A 17,400-nucleotide genomic window follows, 5' to 3' on the forward strand; every position below is an offset into this window, starting at 1 on the left:
GCTCCAAATATACCAGCCGCTATCAGCGGCGCCCGACAACCGGGTCCATAGAGGCAAACGAAGCAAGATCTGGACCGCTTGACCTCTCAAAAGGCGCGCCGGGTCCACCTTGGAAAGGCGGCCCGGCACAATTGTTACTTGGCCGCTTCGCTCTTGAGTAGCACCTTGTTGGCCGCGATTTCCTTGACGAGCAGCGCATCCATCTCTGTCGACGTCATCGGCATCGGCTCGACGCCGAGCTTCTTGAGACTGGCCTGCGTCTCTGGTGCACCCAACACCTTGTTGCTGGCCGTGTAGAGCTTCGCAACGATGTCGAGCGGCGTCTTGGCTGGCACGAACACACCGAACCAGATCGAGCTGTCAGCATCCTTGAGGCCGGCATCGATCGGCGTCGGTACGTCAGGCAGATCGCGCACGCGGGTCGGCGTCGACACCACCAGCGCACGGACCTGCCCCTCGCGGATCAGCGGCAGCGCCGTGGCCAGCGGGCAGAAATAGAAATCGATGCGGCCGCCAATGATGTCGGTGATGACTTCAGAGCCGCCGCGATACGGGATGTGCGTGGCCTCGAAGCCAGCAGCGGCGCGGAATTTTTCCGAGCTGATATGCACGGCGCTGCCGACGCCCACCGAGCCGTAATTGATCACCGTGCCCTTGGTCTTTGCTGCAGCGAGGAAATCCTGCACTGTCTTCCATGGTCGTTCGTTCGGCACGATCATCACATTCGCCGCATAACCGATCATCACCACCGAGGACAGCTCCTTGGTCGTGTCGTAGTTGAGATTCGGGAAGATCGCCGGCGCAATGGAGATCGCATTGGTCTGCGACAGCAGCGTGTAGCCATCCGGATCGCTTTTCGCGACTGCGCCCGTGCCGAGCGAGCCACCGGCGCCGACGCGATTTTCGATCACGATCGGCTGTCCCAGCTCCGTGCTCAGTTTCTCGAAGAAGAGACGCGGCACCACGTCGCCAGCACTGCCGGCGCCGAACGGATTGACGGCCTTGATCGGCTTCGACGGCCAGTTGGTGTTGGCCTGCGCCGCACCGGACATCAGCACGGCGGCAAGCACGCACGACAATTGCCAGAACTTGTTCATCGCTCGCTCCAGTTGCGCCATTCGATGCGAATGGCAGCTCATGAAGGAAAGCAAAAGCAAGAACCGGACCGGCTGAGAGCCTAGAACGACGTCCCGGCCCGCGGCTTTTTCTCCGGCACTTCAGGCTCTGTCGGCACAGGCCCGATGCGCAGCGCGGTGATGCGGTTGCGCTCACGACGCAATACGCGGAAGCGGAAGTTGTAGAAGGTGAAGCTCTGGCCGCGCTCGGGGATGGAGCGTGCCTCGTGAATGACGAGGCCCGCCACCGTGGTCGCCTCATCATCCGGCAGATGCCAATCCATCGCGCGATTGAGGTCACGGATCGGCACCGAACCATCGACCACCACCGAGCCATCGGCCTGAGCGCGCACGCCGGCAACGACCACGTCATGTTCATCCGCGATGTCGCCGACGATTTCTTCGAGGATGTCTTCCAGCGTCACCATGCCTTCGACCTCGCCATACTCGTCAACGACGAGCGCGAAGTGGGTCTTGCGGCGGCGGAACGCTTTCAACTGATCCGACAGCGGACGCATCTCCGGCACGAACCACGGCGGCAGCGCGATGCTGGCGACGTCGATCTTCGACGTGTCGCCATCCACCGCGCGGATGGCGCGCAACAGATCCTTGGCGTGCAGCACGCCGATGATGTTTTCAGGTTTCTCGCGCCAGAGGGGAATGCGGGTGTATTCGGTGGCCAGCACCTCGCGCACCAGTTCTTCGGACGGAAGATCCGCATTCAGCGTCACCATCGCCGTGCGATGGACCATGACGTCCGACACCGCGAGATCGCCGAAGCGAAACACATTCTGGATATATTCGGCCTCGCCTGACGCGATGCCGCCATGTTCGGCGGACTCGCCGACCAGGCCTTCGATCTCCACACCGGTGAGAATTTCATGCGGCGACGCTTCCTGCACGCCGAGCAGCGCCAGGGTGCCACGTGAGGCAGCGTTGAGTAACCAGTTCAACGGATAGAACAGGATGTAGGACGCATAGAGCGGATATGCGATCCACTGCGACACCGGCTCCGGCTGCCGGATAGCCAGCGTCTTCGGGACCTGCTCACCGATCACGATATGCAGCGACGAGAAGACGAGGAAGCCGGTGATGAACGAGGTGAAATGCAGCGCGGACTCCGACATCCCGAGCGGAATCAGGACCGGCTGCAGCAAGGCCGCGACCGTCGGCTCGCCGACCCAGCCGAGCCCCAGCGACGCCATGGTGATGCCGAGCTGGCAGCAGGCCAAATAGGCTTCGACGTCGCCCATCATCCGCTGCACCATGCGCGCGCCAAAGCGGTTGCGCTCGACCATCGTCTTGACGCGAAAGCCGCGGCTCTTCACCAACGCGAATTCCGCCGCCACGTAGAACGCGTTGGCAGCGAGCAGGAAGATCGCAATCAGCAGATTGACGGTAATCGAATTCATGAAAGTCCTGCGACGGCTCCGGCTTTGGTGCTTCCCAAACCGGCCACCATCAGTTCTATCCCGTCAGCTTCTGATGCAGAAAGGCGCGAACCGTCGCGGGATCGACATCGCCAGCGATGACGGCCTTGCCAACGGCTTCCAGCAAAATAAAGGTGAGCTTGCCGCGTTTCACCTTCTTGTCCTGCGCCATCAGCGCCATCAGCGTATCCGCCTCCGCGAGGCCTTCCTGCGCGAAGCCGGCAATGTCCTGCAGCTTCGTGGGCAGACCAACATCGGCGAGATGATGCTGCACGCGGGTCGCATCGCTCTCAGCGATCATGCCGAGCTGCGCCGACAATTGCGCAGCCAGCACCATGCCGACCGACACGCCCTCGCCATGGAACAGCCGATCCGAGAAGCCGGTCACCGCTTCCAGCGCATGGCCGAAGGTATGACCGAGATTGAGCAGTGCGCGTTCGCCATTCTCACGCTCGTCGCGCGACACGACGCCGGCCTTGGCGCGGCACGAGGTGGCGATGGCGTGTTCGCGCGCTGCACCCCCGCGCATGATGTCAGCGTGGTTGGCTTCGAGCCAGGTGAAGAACGCGACATCGCCGAGCACGCCATATTTGGCGACTTCCGCATAGCCCGAACGAAATTGCCGCGGCGACAGCGTATCGAGGACCGCCGTGTCGGCCACAACAAGTACTGGCTGGTGGAAGGCACCGAGCAGGTTCTTACCCTGCGGCGAGTTGATGCCGGTCTTGCCGCCGACGGAGGAGTCGACCTGCGCCAGCAGCGAGGTCGGCACCTGCACGAAATCGACGCCACGGCGGATGATCGCTGCGGCAAAGCCCGCGAGATCGCCGACCACACCGCCACCGAGCGCGACGACGAGATCGTTGCGTTCGATCTTCGCCGCGATCAGTGCTTCGGAAACTTTCTCCAGGCCCGCATAGCTCTTCGACCCCTCGCCTTCCTCAACAATGATATGCGAGGTCGGAATGCCAGCTTCCGCCAGCGAGGCTTCCGTTGCAGCCAGCCAATGCTTGGCAACGGTCCTGTCGGTCACTATCGCCGTGCGCACGCCCGGCCGCAGTCTGGCGATCCGCGCACCAAGCGACGGCAGTACATTGCGGCCGATGACGATGTCATAGGCGCGCTCAGCGAGCGCGACGTCCACGATGATCGGATCGGAATGTTTCAGCGGGGCGGTCATAGTTGAGAACTCAAGGGATCGCCTGTCGGTTCGGAAATGGCGGAAGCTGCGTGGGGGCGGAACAGATGCTCATGCAGCGCGATGATGCCTTCCTCAACGATCTTCTCATGCGGCACGTCGCGCGAGTCGATCGTTATATCGGTCTGCTCATAGAACGGATGGCGCGCCTCAATGAGCCGCGCAATGGTCGCGGCGGGATCGGCGGTCTTCAGCAGCGGGCGATTTTCCCTGCGCCGAACCCGACGCAGGATCACGTCCGCATCGGCTTTCAGCCACAGCGAGATCGCCTTGTCGCGGATCTTCTGGCGAGTGTCCTCGCGCAGGAAGGCACCGCCGCCGGTCGCCAGCAGGATCGGTCCGCTGTCCAGCAGCCGGGCGATCACCCGTGCCTCGCCGTCGCGGAAATGCGGTTCGCCGTGGACTTCAAAAATGTCCGGGATCGACATCCCGGCCGCCGCCTCGATCTCGTTGTCCGCATCGACAAAGGGCAGCCGTAGCCGCGTCGCCATGCGCCGGCCGATGGTCGATTTGCCCGCCCCCATCATGCCCACCAGCACGACCGAGCGCTTTCCCAGCGCCGCGACGATGGCGGCCTCCTGGGGTGCGCTGGCAATGGCCGGCAAGATGGTCTCGGACATCAAAAACACCTGCAAAATCAGTGAGCGACAAGGGATCGCAGAGGTTTGCCGCATTCCGGTCACCTATACTACCCCCAGCGCCAGCGTTGCCAGCACCTCTTGCAGTCTGTATCCGGACAAGGTGGCCGCCTCAGGCGGAACGAATCGCCCCATTTCGCCGCCGAGTTCCCTGATCATGCCCAGCCTGTTCCGCTTTTTGACGGTCGTCGCGGTGATCGTTGGCGTGGTCTATGGCGTCATCTTCGCGCTGGCCAATTTCGTCAACCCGAAGCCACGGGACATGACGGTTACCATCCAGCCGGACAAGTTTCTCAAGAAATAGCTGCACGCAGTAGCCGCAAGAACAGCTGCATCTGCTCTTCGAATTGCGGGCCGGCGCCCTCAGCATGCTTGATCCCATCCATCGCAGCGACGACGACGCTCGCCACCTCGGCCGGCCGGGCTTGCAATGAGCCGAGGCTAATCATGCCCGCGGTTTCAGTATCGCTCAGCGCCTGAGCCAGAAGGGCGATCAACCTGGCCCGCGCAGCAAGCGTGATATCTTTGGCCAGAGCCATATTGGCGTCGAACAGCTCCATTGCATCCGGACTGCCCGCGAAAGGCGCGATGAGTTCGCGCTGAAACACAGCCATTGCCGTCTCGATGCGACCGAACACATCGCCATCGCCTGACAGCGCCGCCTCGACATCGCGCATGGTCCGCGCATGGGCGCGCGTCGAGCCCGCCCGGAACAGATCTTCCTTGCTGTTGAAGCTCAGATAGAGCGACGCCCGCGAAATTCCTGCCGCGCGCGCGATGTCGGCCATGGACGCCTTGCGAAAACCGTGGCGGACGAACACCGGGAGTGCGGCATCCAGAATGTGATCGGTTTTGGCATCTCGTTCGCTCATTCAGACAGATTGACAGTTCGTGCCCAAAGCGTCAAAAGACAACTAGACAATAATAGTCCAATTGTCTAATCTACGCATTCCACGTGGGGCAGGAGCGAACATGCATTCAGGATCGGTCGGCAATCGAGAGATCATTGTTCTTGTCACGGGCATCGGCGGCTTTCTGGGCGGACATATCGCCCGGCAGTTGCTGGCCAAGGGCTACGCTGTCCGCGGTAGCGTTCGTCGCATGAGCGGCTGCGACCGGATCGCGAAGCAGATCTGTGCGACGCCAACCGACTCGCACTCGCTCAGTTTCGTCGAAGCCGACCTCTGCTCCGACATCGGATGGGATGCCGCCGTCACAGGCTGCAGCTATGTGATCCACACGGCATCGCCGTTTCCGGCAGGCCTTCCGAAGGATGAAAATGAATTGATCCAACCAGCGCGGGACGGCGCGTTACGGGTACTACGTGCCGCGCATCGCGCAGGCGTGACGCGGGTTGTGCTGACGTCCTCGATCGCGGCTACCAATCACGGAGGCGGCAAGGCGCCGTATACCGAAGAAAACTGGACCGATCCGACAGGCAAACGGGCAACGCCCTACTATAAATCCAAGACGCTGGCCGAACGGGCGGCATGGACCTTTGCTGCGGAAACCGGACTGGATCTCGCCGTCATCAATCCCGGCATCATTTTTGGACCCCTGTTGGGTCCGGATTACGGCACGTCGATCGGGCTGGTTCAGCAGATGATGAGCGGCAAGCTCAAACGTGTGCCGCGCTTCGGCATCGCGGTGGTCGATGTCCGCGATGTGGCTGACGCGCATATCAGGGCGATGACCCATCCGGATGCGTCAGGTCAGCGCTTCATTGCGGCCGGGCAGTTTCTATGGATGCGCGACATCGCGGCCGTACTGGCGCAGTCATTTCCGAATTATGCGCCGGCTCTGCCCTCGGGCGAAGTGCCAAACTGGATGATCAAAGCAATGGCGCCGTTCAGCGCACGGTCGCGCATGATCGTCCACGAACTCGACGTCGATCTGAGTGTCAGTGCCGCGAAGGCGCAGCGAATGCTGGATTGGCAGCCAAGGTCCGCCGACGAAGCCATTCGCGCCAGTGCACAAAGCCTGATCGACCACGACCTGCTCGCGACCTGCTGAATTCCCACACCTCACAATAACGGAACCAACCCATGACCTCATCAATAGTCGATCCGAAAGAGCATCCGGAGGCGGAAGCCATCCGAGGCATCGAACGCGCGCGGCTTCGTGCGCTTGTGAGCGCCGACATGGCAGCGGCCGAGCCGCTGCACGCCGCAGACTTCCAGCTGATCACGCCGATCGGCGCGGCACTGTCAAAAGCCGAATATCTTGGCGCCGTCGCAGGCGGCCACATCAAGTATCTGACCTGGATGCCTGGTGAAATCGCCGTCCGGCTGTATGGCACGAGTGCCGTGATCCGATATCGCGCCCGCATTGAGGTGGTGTTCGGGGGCCACAAGGTGCCGCCAGGCGACTATTGGCACACCGATGCTTATGAAATGCGTGACCGGCAGTGGATGGTGGTCTGGTCGCAAGCCACATCGATCAGCCCGCTCGCCTGATCTTTGTGAGACCTGCATTCGCGCCGGGTTGCTGCAGCCGGTGAAAACCGCTGCTGCAGCCCGGATCATGGGTTATGATGGCGCATGACCACTTCCTCAGACGCCAAGCTCTCCAATCTGTTCCTCGACATGCTTGCTGCCGAACAAGGCGCCGGCGTGAACACGCTCGACGCCTATCGGCGCGACCTGGAAGATTTCTCCGAATTCGCTGCCGGGGCGAAATCCAGCTTAGCCGGTGCCGACACCCAGTTGCTGCGCGATTACCTGGAAGACCTCGACGAGCGCGGCTTTAAATCGACCACCGTGGCGCGGCGGCTGTCCGCCATACGGCATCTGTTTCGCTTTCTGCTCAGCGAAAAAATCCGTGCCGACGATCCAGCAGCCATCCTGTCCGGCCCCAAGCGTGGCCGCAGTCTGCCCAAGGTGCTGTCGATCGCCGATGTTGACCGCATGCTGGCACAGGCGCGGACGCAGGCGCAGAATGCGGAAGCATCGGCGCAGCAGCGGCTGCGCGATGCCCGGCTCTATTGTCTGCTCGAAGTGCTTTACGCCACCGGGCTTCGTGTGTCCGAACTGGTCTCGCTACCGCTCACCGCGGCGCGCCGCGATGCCCGCATGATCGTGGTGCGCGGCAAGGGCAACAAGGAGCGGCTGGTACCGCTCAATGAAACCGCCAAACAGGCGATGGCGGAATATCTCGCCGCGATGGCCGAGTTGCAGAAATCTCAACCAAAAAAGAGTGCCGCCTCGAAGTGGCTGTTTCCGTCTTTTGGCGAGAGCGGCCACCTCACCCGGCAGCATTTCGCGCGCGACCTGAAAGAACTCGCCGCCGCATCCGGCATTGCGCCGCGGCTGGTGTCGCCGCACGTGCTGCGTCACGCCTTTGCCAGCCATCTGCTGCATAACGGCGCCGATCTTCGCATCGTGCAGACGCTGCTCGGTCATACCGATATTTCCACGACGCAGATCTACACCCATGTGGTGGAAGAGCGGCTCAAGAGCCTGGTCCGCGACCTGCATCCGCTCGCGGAAAAATAGCGCTCAGCGCGAGTGCGGCTCGGCCTCGCCAAGATGATCCGCCTCATCGTCGCGCCGCATCCCGGAGGTCGGCACCAGCACCGGCTGCAGCGCAGGAATCAGCCGCGTGCGTTCGCGCTTGGCGGGGATCGCCCGATAGACCTGTTTGGTGGCTTCGACGATATGCACGCCGGCGAACGGCATCGACAACGCCGCGCCGATCCGCTCCCAGGCCATCGCCGAGCGCAGAAACCAGCCCATTCCGACCGGCGGCATGAACAGCGCCTCGCTCCACGCCGTCGGCGTAAACCAGGTCTGTCGCAGCAACTGCGTGATCTGCGAGCGTGAATAGGGCCGGCCGTGACCGAACGGCGTCGAGTCGGTGCGGGTCCAGACGCCCCGGCGATTCGGAATCACCGCCATCAACCGGCCGGACGGCGCGAGCACCCGCCAAACCTCGCGGAGCAAACCTTCGGGATCGTCGGACATTTCCAGGGCGTGCACCAGGATGATGCGATCGACGGCGGCATCCGGCAGCGGCAGCGAGAATTCGTCGACCAGCGTGGCCAGCGCCGGCTTCGCCGTCGGCCATTTCAGCACCCCCTGCGCCGCCGGCATGAACGCGATGCACCGTTCGGAATTCTCCCGGAAAAGACCGAGATACGGTGTGGGGTACCCCAGACCGAGCACACGCTGGCCTTCGGCATCCGGCCAATGCGCCTGAATACCGCGATTGATCAGCCGCCGAGCCACGATACCGAGGCGGCGCGAATAGAAATCCCGGAGATCGATCACATCGATGGTCATGGTGACTTTCTAACACGTTGCGGCGGCGCACGATCCCCCGAATCGCGCATTGCCGGGGCAGCGTTAACGCCACATATCCAGGCCATCGCGGGCGGTGAGTTGCACCAATTGACAAGGCCGGCCCGGCTGCGGCCTAGTCGGAGAAACAGGCGCCGCGACATCGTTGCAGGAGAGACAAAAATGCTGTCACGCCGAGGTCAAACGATCACAAGGACGGCGGCGATAACCGCAAGTCTGGCCGTGATGGCTTCACTGGCGCCATTCGGCGCCTATGCCAATCCCGCGACGGTCGATTACACATGCACTCCTGCATTGTCGGGCGGCAACAAGATCTCCGTCGATTACAATTCCGGTGGCAAGTCGATCACCCTGTTCTATCCCAATGGCGAAACGCTCCGCATGCCGATCCAGCGATCAGGCTCGGGCTTCCGCTACGGCGAAGGCAATGTCGGGATTGCCGGCAAGGGCCAGACCACCATCACGCTGCAGATTGCCGGCCAGCCCTCGCGCCAATGTGTGACGCCGCGCTGACCGTCATGCATCGCCCATACTCACCCCCATCAATTTGCCGCACGTACGTGCGAGCGCATCACGACGTGATCCAACGGAGTTATCATGGCTGCTGAAATTCGCGTATTCCCCTGCCTGTCCGACAATTTCGGCTACCTGATTCATGATCCACAGAGCCTGAAAACCGCCGCCATCGACGCGCCGGAGGCCGGCCCGATCATGAAGGTACTGCAGCGCGAAGGCTGGAAACTCACGGATATTCTGGTGACTCATCACCACGCCGACCATGTCGGCGGCATCTCGGAGCTGAAGAAAACCTATGGCTGCAAGGTCACAGCGCCGCACGATCAGGGCACGCCAATTCCTGAAGTCGACGTCCGCGTCGGCGAGGGCGATACCGTGCAGGTCGGCGCGCTCACCGCACGGGTGTTCGAGACCCCCGGCCATACGCTCGACCATATCTGCTACGTGTTCGACAGCGAGCTCGCGCTGTTCTCGGCCGACACGCTGTTTTCGGGCGGCTGCGGGCGGGTGTTCGAAGGCACCTATCCGATGATGTGGCAATCGCTGAAGAAGCTGCGCACATTGCCGGACGACTACCGTGTCTATTGCGGTCACGAATACACCGCGGCCAACGTCAGGTTCTGCCTTGGCATCGATGCCAATAACGAGGCGCTGAAGAAGCGCTCCGAAGAGGTGGCGCAGCTGCGCGCTGTCGGCAAGCCGACCATCCCGGTGCTGCTCGGGCTCGAGAAGAAGACCAACGTCTTCCTGCGCGCCGACGATCCGGCTATCGCCGCCGCCGTCCGCCTCAAGGGATTCAGCGAGGACGACGTGTTCGGCGAACTCCGTGAACGCAAGAACAAGTCCTGATGGCAGGCTACACGCCAACTGCAGCCGAGATCATCGCGACGCTCGGCTTGCAGCCGCATCCCGAAGGCGGCCACTACCGCGAGACGTTTCGCGACAGTCGCGTGGATACCGGCGGGCGGGCCGCATCAACGGCGATCTACTTCCTGCTGGCATCACGCGAACGCTCGCACTGGCATCGCATTGATGCCGTCGAGATATGGCACTATCATGCGGGCGCTCCGCTCACGCTGGAAATCGCCAACGACGCCGGCCAGCGCACGATCACGCTCGGGCCGGACGTCGCCGCTGGACAAGAGCCGCAAGGCATTGTCCCACCGCATGCTTGGCAGGCCGCCTCCACCACTGGCGACTGGACACTGGTCGGCTGCACCGTGGCACCAGGTTTCGATTTCGCGACGTTTGAGTTGGCCCCGAAGGGCTGGAAGCCCGACTAGCTCGGCTTCCAGATCATATCCTTCGCTGCGATCAAGCCACCACCTGCGATCAACGCTGCTGCGACAGCAATATTCGCGCTCGCCTGCGCGAATCCGGCCAGAATCAGGAACGCCGTCGACAGCAGCGGCGTTGCATAAGAGGCGGCACCGAGCACGCGGATGTCGCCGCGCTTCATGCCGATGTCCCAGGCGAAGAATGCGGCGCCGACCTTCGAGACGCCCGCAAGAGCGGGCTCCTCAGGATGAGGCTGCCCCTTGTAACATCTTACGCGTGATACTGCCCGCCATTGATGGTCATGGTCGAGCCGGTCACGAAGCCGGAATCGTCGGAGGCGAGGAACACCACAGCGCGCGCGATTTCCTCGGGCTCGCCCAAGCGATTCACCGGGATCTGCGGCAGGATGTTTTTCTCAAGTACGTCCTTCGGCACCGCCTGCACCATTTCGGTGTTAATGTAGCCGGGGCAGATCACATTCACCGTGATGCCGAGCTTGGCATTTTCCAGCGCCAGCGCCTTGGTGAAGCCGATGTCGCCGGCCTTGGCTGCGGAATAGTTGACCTGACCAAACTGGCCCTTCTGGCCGTTGATCGATGAAATGTTGATGACACGTCCGAACTTGCGCGACCGCATGCCTTCGATCACCTGACGCGTGACATTGAACAGTGAGCCGAGATTGGTGTTGACCACCTTGTTCCACTGATCGGGTGTCATCTTGTGGAAGGCGCCGTCCATGGTGATGCCGGCATTGTTGACCAGCACATCGACCGGACCAAGTTCGGCCTCGACCTTCTTCACGCCCTCGGCGCTGGCCTCGAAGGAACTGACGTCCCATTTGAAAACGGGAATGCCGGTCTCGCTCTTAAATTTTTCGGCGGCGGCATCGTTACCGGCATAGCTCGCCGCGACCTTGTAGCCCGCAGTCTTCAACGCTTTGCTGATCGCAGCGCCAATCCCTCGTGTTCCCCCGGTCACCAATGCAACGCGCGCCATGATCGATCCCTCCACAAATCTCTTTTGTATTTATAGCTACGAATTAATCCGGCGATACAACGAACATCAAGCAGAATTGGACCATCAAGCAAAAATGCCCGACGCAAAGCGCCGGGCATTTTGTGTAGCAGTGTGTGCAGTGCACACGCGAGCCGATGTTTTCGGCACGCGGCGCGTAAGGATTAGTCGCGTGCGATGCACATCGCGATGCCCATGCCACCGCCGATGCACAGCGTGGCAAGGCCTTTCTTCGCGTCGCGCTTTTCCATCTCGTGCAGCAACGTGACCAGCACGCGTGCACCGGATGCGCCCACCGGATGACCGATCGCGATCGCGCCACCGTTGACGTTAACCTTCGACGTATCCCAGCCGAGGTCCTTGTTCACGGCGCAAGCCTGCGCAGCAAAAGCTTCATTGGCTTCGATCAGGTCGAGATCGTTGATGGTCCAGCCGGCCTTCTTCAGCGCGGCGCGCGATGCCGGGATCGGGCCAGTGCCCATGATCTTCGGATCAACGCCGGCCTGTCCCCACGACACGATGCGGGCGAGCGGCTTGAGGCCTTCCTTGGCGGCCTGCTTGGCGGTCATCAGCACCACGGCGGCGGCGCCGTCATTGATGCCCGATGCCGAGCCGGCGGTGACGGTACCATCCTTCTCGAAGGCCGGACGCAGCTTAGCCATGGCTTCGATAGTGGCGCCGTGGCGCGGATATTCGTCGCTGTCGACCACGGTGTCGCCCTTGCGGCCCTTGATGGTGACTGGAACGATCTCGTCCTTGAACTTGCCGGCCTTCTGCGCAGCTTCCGCTTTCTGCTGCGATGCAACAGCGAACTCGTCCTGCTGCTGGCGCGTGATCTGGTACTGCTTTGCCACGTTCTCGGCGGTGTTACCCATGTGATAGCCGTTGAAGGCATCCCACAAACCGTCCTTGATCATGGTGTCGACGAATTCCACCGGTCCCATTTTCACGCCGCCGCGCAGATATTGCGCATGCGGGGCCATGCTCATGGATTCCTGACCGCCGGCAACGACGATTTCCGAATCACCATTGAGCAGCGCCTGATAGCCGAGCGCGACCGTGCGCAGGCCGGAGCCGCACAGCATGTTGACGCCCCAGGCCGAAGTTTCCACCGGCAGGCCGGCAGCAATCGAGGCCTGACGCGCGGGGTTCTGGCCCTGCGCAGCAGTGAGTATCTGTCCCATGATGACTTCGGAGACGCGGGCCGGATCGATCTTGCCGCGCTCAAGCGCCGCCTTGATGGCGATCGCGCCGAGATCATGCGCCGGCATGGTGGCGAAAGCGCCGTTGAAGCTGCCGACCGGGGTGCGGGCAGCGCTGACGATGACGACATCGTCTGACATGGACATCTCCTGTGTTGAGGTTTTTTCGACGGTCAGAGCCAGGATGGCGGGGGCCGCGTTGCAAACTATCCTGTTAACTGAGGGTTGGACTGTCAATTGGCCAGACGCCAAATTACGGCCGCAACGCACGCAAAATGGCACGGATGTCGCTTTGCATAGCACAAGACTGCTGCCATTTTAACCGTGACGCACAAAACGGTAGCCGAGCCCCTTTGAAAGTGCTTACTTTATTGCATTGCGTTGTTCGACAACCTTATGGCGCGCTGCCGTAAGGTTCCCTGTCCTCGGTCCGTATGTGTGAGCCCCCATGGCGAAATCAGATCAACCCACGACAATCAAAAAATATGCGAACCGCCGGCTTTATAATACCGGAACAAGCACTTACGTGACGCTTGAGGACCTCGCTGCGATGGTGAAGGATGGCGAGGATTTTCTCGTTTACGACGCCAAGACCGGTGACGACATCACCCGCTCGGTGCTCGCACAGATCATCTTCGAACAGGAAAACAAGGCTGGCCAGAATCTCCTGCCAACCACTTTCCTGCGCCAGTTGATCCGCTTCTATGGCGACAGCATGCAGATGGTGGTGCCGAAGTATCTCGAGCAGTCCATCGACAGCCTGACGCGCGAGCAGGAGAAATTCCGCAAGCAGATGACGAACACGTTCAGCATGACGCCGTTCGCGCCGCTTGAGGAAACCGTCCGCCGCAACATGGAATTGTTTCAGCAGACCTTCGCGATGTTCAAGCCGTTCGTGCCGCCGCGCGGCGGCGCTGCGTCGCCGGAGCCGGAAAAGGCGCCGGAGCCGACCGCTGAGCCTGCCGACACCATGGATGATCTGCGTCGCCAGATGAAGGAAATGCAGGAACGCCTCGAGCGCATGTCGCACGAGCCGAAGCCGGAATAATTCGCGGCTCACTTATCGGAAATCGGAATGACGCCGGCCGTAGCTTCACCTACGGTCGGCGTTTCCATTTGATGAGCGCAACATCGCCATGGCGAAGCAACCCACCCCACTGACTCTCGACCGGCTCGACACCCCGATCGGCATCGCGCTGCTGGTGACGAACCACGGTGGCGCACTCTGCGCACTCGACTGGATCGATTACGAAGAGCGCTTGCTGACTTTGCTGCGTCGTTACTATGGGGCGGTCGAACTGATCGAGAACTCGGCACCATCCGAAATCCGCAGTGCACTCTCACGCTATTTCGACGGCGACCTCAACCAACTCGATGGCATCACCTGCCACATCCCCGGCACGCCGTTTCAGAACCGTATCTGGACGGCACTGCGAAAAATCCCTGCAGGCAGCACACTCAGCTACGGCACGCTGGCGGCGCAACTCGGCGTGCCCAATGCGATGCGCGCGGTTGGCCATGCCAATGGTGCAAATCCTCTGAGTGTCGTCGTGCCCTGCCACCGCCTGATCGGCGCCAACGGTTCGCTCACCGGCTATGGCGGCGGCATCGCGCGCAAACGCTGGCTGCTGGAGCATGAAGGCGTTGCGGTGAAGTGACTACGCCGCCGGCTTCTCCGCGATATCGCCGTTTGCCAGCAGATGAATCAACGCACGCTTGATCGCAGCCTGACGCGTTGGGGCGTTGATCTGCGCTCCAAGCAAATCGGTCACATAGAACACGTCTCGCGCGCGCTCGCCGAAGGTCGCGACATGCGCCGAAGCAATGTTGAGGTTGAGCTTCGAGATCGCCGTGGTCAGTTGATACAGCAGGCCCGGTCGGTCGAGGCCCGAGACCTCGATCACCGTGTAGCGATCCGACCACTGATTGTTGACTATGACTTCCGGCTCGACGGTGAAAGCCCTGATCTTGCCTTTGGTCGAGGCGCGCTTGGCCACAGTCTCGGGCAGCCGCACCTTGCCTTCGAGCACGTCCTCGATCATATCGCCGATCCGTGTTGCGCGGCGGCCTTCATCGTCGTCGCGATCGTATTCCCGGGAGATCGCGATGGTGTCGAGCGCGCGGCCATCGGTCGTCGTGTAGATCTGTGCGTCGACGATGTTGGCGCCGGCCGCGGCGCATGCGCCGGCGATGATCGACAACAGCCATGGATGATCGACGGCGAGGATCGTCAGTTCGGTAACACCGCGGGCTTCATCGAACCCAACATTGATCGCGAGCTTGTGCCCGGCCTCTTCCGACGCGCGCAGGAAGCGCGCGTGGCGAATTTTGCGGTCGAGCTCGACCTTGAGCCAGTAGGCCGGATAGTGCCGCAAAATATAGGCGTTGAGATCCTGCTCGGGCCACTCGGTGAAGGCACGGCGGAATTCGGCCTGCGCCGATGCGATGCGCTGTGCGCGATTGACCTCGGAGAAACCACCGGTCAGCACCGGCTCGGTTTCGTAATACAGCGTCCGGATCAGCTGCGCCTTCCAGCCGTTCCAGACGCCGGGACCGACGCCGCGGATATCGGCGGTGGTGAGAATCGTCAGCAGCTTCATCTGCTCAACCGACTGCACGACGGCGGCGAAATTCTCGATGGTCTTGCTATCCGACAGGTCGCGCGACTGCGCGACCGTGGACATGGTGAGATGTTCCTCGATCAGCCATGCGACGAGGTCCGTGTCCGCAGCGTTGAATCCGAGCCGCGGGCATAGCCGCCGCGCCACCTTGGCGCCAGCGATGGAGTGATCCTCCGGACGCCCCTTGGCGATGTCATGCAGCAACACCGTGATATAGATCACCGCCCGATGTTCGGGGCGGATCTTGCGCATCAGATCGCTGGCGACAACGAACTCGTCGTTCCCGCCGCGCTCGATCTCCTGAAGGATGCCGACACACCGCAGCAGATGCTCATCCACCGTATAGTGATGATACATGTTGAACTGCATCATCGACACGATGCGGCCGAAGGCACGAATGAAATGGCCGAGCACGCCGGTCTCGTTCATCCGCCGCAACACGACCTCGGCATTGTCCGAGGTCAGGATCTCCATGAACAGCGCGTTGGCTTCGGCGTTCTCGCGGATCTCGGGCGTGATCAGCCGGAGCGAGCGCGTCGCGGTCCGCATCGCATCAGGATGGAATGCCAGATTGTGCTTCTGTGCCAGTCGGAAGAACCGGATCAGGTTGATCGGGTCTTCCTTGAACACGTCAGGCGCAGCAAGGTTGATGCGGTTGTTGTCGATGATGAACGCATCGCTGTCCGGCAGCCGGCGGCGATGCATCTCGGGCCGCAGCTTGGCCATCATGCGCGTCAGCGCCGGCGCCGGCTTGGCCTGCTGGTCTTCGAGCTTGGCGCACAGGATCGCGGTGAGATCGCCGACTTCCTTGGCAATCAGGAAGTAGTGCTTCATGAAGCGCTCGACGTCCTGCATACCGGGATGCGAAGTATAGCCGAGACGGACCGCAATCTCGCGCTGCAGGTCAAAGGACAGCCGCTCTTCCGGCCGTTTGGTCAGGAAGTGGATATTGCAGCGGACCGACCACAGGAAGTCTTCGCAACGCTTGAAGGTGCGGTATTCCTGCGGATCGAACACGCCGCGCGCGACCAGCTCCTTGCTGTCGCGCACCCGATAGACGTATTTCGCGATCCAGAACACGGTGTGCAGATCGCGCAGACCGCCCTTGCCGTCCTTGACGTTGGGCTCGACCAGATAGCGCGACTGGCCGCCGCGGCGATGGCGCTCCTCGCGTTCGGCGAGCTTGGCAGTGACGAATTCCGCGGCTGTGCCCTGCACCACTTCGGCATCGAAGCGCGTGACCAGTTCGTCGTAGAGAGCCTGATCGCCGGTAAGGAAGCGCGTTTCCAGGATCGCGGTGCGGATCGTCATGTCGCCGCGCGCCTGGCGGATCGATTCATCCACCGACCGTGTGGCGTGGCCGACCTTGAGGCCCATGTCCCACAGGCAATAGAGAATGACTTCGGCGACCTGTTCGCCCCAGGCGGTCTGCTTGTAGGGCAGGATGAACAGCAGATCGATGTCGGATTCCGGCGCCATCAGCCCGCGGCCATAGCCGCCGGTTGAGACCACCGCCATGCGTTCGGCACCAGACGGGATTGGCGAATGATACAGATGCTTCGTCGCCGCGGCGAACAACATGCGGATGATTTCATCCTGCACGTGGCAGAGCTGCTCGGCACAGCGTCGGCCGTGACGGTCCTTCAGCAACACGGCCTCGGCGGCTTCACTGGCCTTGAGCAGTTCCGCCTTCAGCAGCTTGGCGACCGCGGCGCGAAACAAATCGTTCTTGCCGCGATGCTGCGCTGCAAGCGCATCGATCTCGGCGGTAATCCGCGTCGTGTCGAAGTCGGTTTCGGTTGTCGGTCTGTCTTGTGTAGCAACGCTGTCCATGAACAACCCGGATATCGGACGGCGCAAGCGCTGTCACTGTGATTGTAGCCCCACAGCTAGTCCATGCTGCCTTTTGCGCAATCCGGGCAACAACGTTCTCGCGGCGGTGTCCTTGGCGCATCATATCTTCTCGTTGACGAAACACCATAACTAATTGAAATTAAAGCACGTTTTCGCACACAGAGCGACCCCGGCATGGTGCCATGACGCCCGCAGGATGTAAGTCGCCTTCGAACCTCACGTTTCGACAGTCCATC

The 17,400-nt window shown here is 61.7% G+C and carries 18 protein-coding genes and 1 pseudogene; 9 read left to right on the forward strand and 10 right to left on the reverse strand.

The window, feature by feature from the left end; translation table 11 throughout:
- Positions 1–134: 134 nt before the first annotated feature.
- From AB8A33_RS23350 to AB8A33_RS23365, 4 genes are all read right to left on the reverse strand, one after another.
- Positions 135–1,097: a Bug family tripartite tricarboxylate transporter substrate binding protein gene (locus AB8A33_RS23350; protein WP_439094933.1), complete on the reverse strand. Its 963-nt coding sequence runs from the start codon at positions 1,095–1,097 to the stop codon at positions 135–137.
- An 80-nt stretch (positions 1,098–1,177) separates the two neighbouring features.
- The gene (locus AB8A33_RS23355) at positions 1,178–2,527 is read right to left on the reverse strand and encodes a hemolysin family protein (RefSeq protein WP_439094934.1); all 1,350 of its coding nucleotides are present in this window, start codon (positions 2,525–2,527) and stop codon (positions 1,178–1,180) included.
- 55 nt (positions 2,528–2,582) lie between these two features.
- Complete coding sequence (aroB, locus tag AB8A33_RS23360) at positions 2,583–3,725, reverse strand: 3-dehydroquinate synthase (RefSeq protein WP_439094935.1); 1,143 nt, start codon at positions 3,723–3,725, stop codon at positions 2,583–2,585.
- Positions 3,722–4,363 (reverse strand): shikimate kinase, encoded by a 642-nt coding sequence (locus AB8A33_RS23365; protein WP_439094936.1) that lies wholly within the window; start codon positions 4,361–4,363, stop codon positions 3,722–3,724. Before AB8A33_RS23365 ends, aroB begins: the two co-directional genes overlap by 4 nt.
- A gap of 175 nt (positions 4,364–4,538) precedes the next feature.
- Here AB8A33_RS23365 and AB8A33_RS23370 point away from each other — a divergent pair, with 175 nt between their 5' ends.
- The gene (locus tag AB8A33_RS23370; protein WP_089262632.1) at positions 4,539–4,685 is read left to right on the forward strand and encodes a histidine kinase; all 147 of its coding nucleotides are present in this window, start codon (positions 4,539–4,541) and stop codon (positions 4,683–4,685) included.
- Here the strand turns inward: AB8A33_RS23370 and AB8A33_RS23375 are convergent.
- Positions 4,675–5,253: a TetR/AcrR family transcriptional regulator gene (locus AB8A33_RS23375; protein WP_439094937.1), complete on the reverse strand. Its 579-nt coding sequence runs from the start codon at positions 5,251–5,253 to the stop codon at positions 4,675–4,677. The genes AB8A33_RS23370 and AB8A33_RS23375 overlap by 11 nt on opposite strands.
- A gap of 100 nt (positions 5,254–5,353) precedes the next feature.
- Here AB8A33_RS23375 and AB8A33_RS23380 point away from each other — a divergent pair, with 100 nt between their 5' ends.
- The 3 genes from AB8A33_RS23380 to xerD all read left to right on the forward strand — a co-directional run bounded on the left by AB8A33_RS23380 (position 5,354) and on the right by xerD (position 7,875).
- Positions 5,354–6,394 (forward strand): SDR family oxidoreductase, encoded by a 1,041-nt coding sequence (locus AB8A33_RS23380; RefSeq protein ID WP_439094938.1) that lies wholly within the window; start codon positions 5,354–5,356, stop codon positions 6,392–6,394.
- Between the two features lie 32 nt (positions 6,395–6,426).
- Positions 6,427–6,837 carry a nuclear transport factor 2 family protein gene (locus AB8A33_RS23385; protein WP_439094939.1) on the forward strand — a complete coding sequence of 137 codons (411 nt, stop codon included), beginning with the start codon at positions 6,427–6,429 and terminating at the stop codon, positions 6,835–6,837.
- A gap of 84 nt (positions 6,838–6,921) precedes the next feature.
- A complete protein-coding gene (gene xerD / locus AB8A33_RS23390; protein WP_439094940.1) occupies positions 6,922–7,875 on the forward strand; it encodes a site-specific tyrosine recombinase XerD in 954 nt (317 codons plus the stop codon).
- Between the two features lie 3 nt (positions 7,876–7,878).
- On the opposite strand, the gene AB8A33_RS23395 is transcribed toward xerD, so the two are convergent.
- The gene (locus tag AB8A33_RS23395) at positions 7,879–8,661 is read right to left on the reverse strand and encodes a class I SAM-dependent methyltransferase (protein ID WP_439057078.1); all 783 of its coding nucleotides are present in this window, start codon (positions 8,659–8,661) and stop codon (positions 7,879–7,881) included.
- 180 nt (positions 8,662–8,841) lie between these two features.
- Here AB8A33_RS23395 and AB8A33_RS23400 point away from each other — a divergent pair, with 180 nt between their 5' ends.
- From AB8A33_RS23400 to AB8A33_RS23410, 3 genes are all read left to right on the forward strand, one after another.
- The gene (locus tag AB8A33_RS23400) at positions 8,842–9,192 is read left to right on the forward strand and encodes an MliC family protein (RefSeq protein ID WP_439094941.1); all 351 of its coding nucleotides are present in this window, start codon (positions 8,842–8,844) and stop codon (positions 9,190–9,192) included.
- An 84-nt stretch (positions 9,193–9,276) separates the two neighbouring features.
- The gene (gene gloB, locus AB8A33_RS23405; protein ID WP_439094942.1) at positions 9,277–10,044 is read left to right on the forward strand and encodes a hydroxyacylglutathione hydrolase; all 768 of its coding nucleotides are present in this window, start codon (positions 9,277–9,279) and stop codon (positions 10,042–10,044) included.
- Positions 10,044–10,478: a cupin domain-containing protein gene (locus AB8A33_RS23410; RefSeq protein WP_439094943.1), complete on the forward strand. Its 435-nt coding sequence runs from the start codon at positions 10,044–10,046 to the stop codon at positions 10,476–10,478. Before gloB ends, AB8A33_RS23410 begins: the two co-directional genes overlap by 1 nt.
- On the opposite strand, the pseudogene AB8A33_RS23415 reads toward AB8A33_RS23410, so the two are convergent.
- The 3 genes and pseudogenes from AB8A33_RS23415 to AB8A33_RS23425 all read right to left on the reverse strand — a co-directional run.
- A pseudogene (locus AB8A33_RS23415) lies at positions 10,475–10,699 on the reverse strand (EamA family transporter); the annotation flags it as partial. The gene AB8A33_RS23410 and the pseudogene AB8A33_RS23415 sit on opposite strands and share 4 nt — an antisense overlap.
- A gap of 44 nt (positions 10,700–10,743) precedes the next feature.
- On the reverse strand, positions 10,744–11,469 hold the full coding sequence (phbB, locus tag AB8A33_RS23420; RefSeq protein ID WP_439094944.1) for an acetoacetyl-CoA reductase: 726 nt from the start codon (positions 11,467–11,469) through the stop codon (positions 10,744–10,746).
- A gap of 182 nt (positions 11,470–11,651) precedes the next feature.
- A complete protein-coding gene (locus AB8A33_RS23425) occupies positions 11,652–12,830 on the reverse strand; it encodes an acetyl-CoA C-acetyltransferase (protein ID WP_068732966.1) in 1,179 nt (392 codons plus the stop codon).
- Positions 12,831–13,137: 307 nt separating this feature from the next.
- Between AB8A33_RS23425 and phaR the strand changes: the two genes are divergently transcribed.
- Together phaR and AB8A33_RS23435 are read left to right on the forward strand one after the other, a co-directional pair.
- Positions 13,138–13,737 carry a polyhydroxyalkanoate synthesis repressor PhaR gene (gene phaR, locus AB8A33_RS23430; protein ID WP_089262652.1) on the forward strand — a complete coding sequence of 200 codons (600 nt, stop codon included), beginning with the start codon at positions 13,138–13,140 and terminating at the stop codon, positions 13,735–13,737.
- Between the two features lie 88 nt (positions 13,738–13,825).
- Positions 13,826–14,347: a methylated-DNA--[protein]-cysteine S-methyltransferase gene (locus tag AB8A33_RS23435; RefSeq protein WP_439094945.1), complete on the forward strand. Its 522-nt coding sequence runs from the start codon at positions 13,826–13,828 to the stop codon at positions 14,345–14,347.
- On the opposite strand, the gene AB8A33_RS23440 is transcribed toward AB8A33_RS23435, so the two are convergent.
- Positions 14,348–17,143, reverse strand: coding sequence for a [protein-PII] uridylyltransferase (locus AB8A33_RS23440; protein WP_439094946.1), 2,796 nt, complete (start codon positions 17,141–17,143; stop codon positions 14,348–14,350). It lies immediately after the preceding gene.
- Between the last annotated feature and the right edge of the window lie 257 nt (positions 17,144–17,400).

Source organism: Tardiphaga sp. 813_E8_N1_3, from assembly GCF_051811025.1.
In the GTDB taxonomy this organism is placed as follows: Bacteria; Pseudomonadota; Alphaproteobacteria; order Rhizobiales; family Xanthobacteraceae; genus Tardiphaga.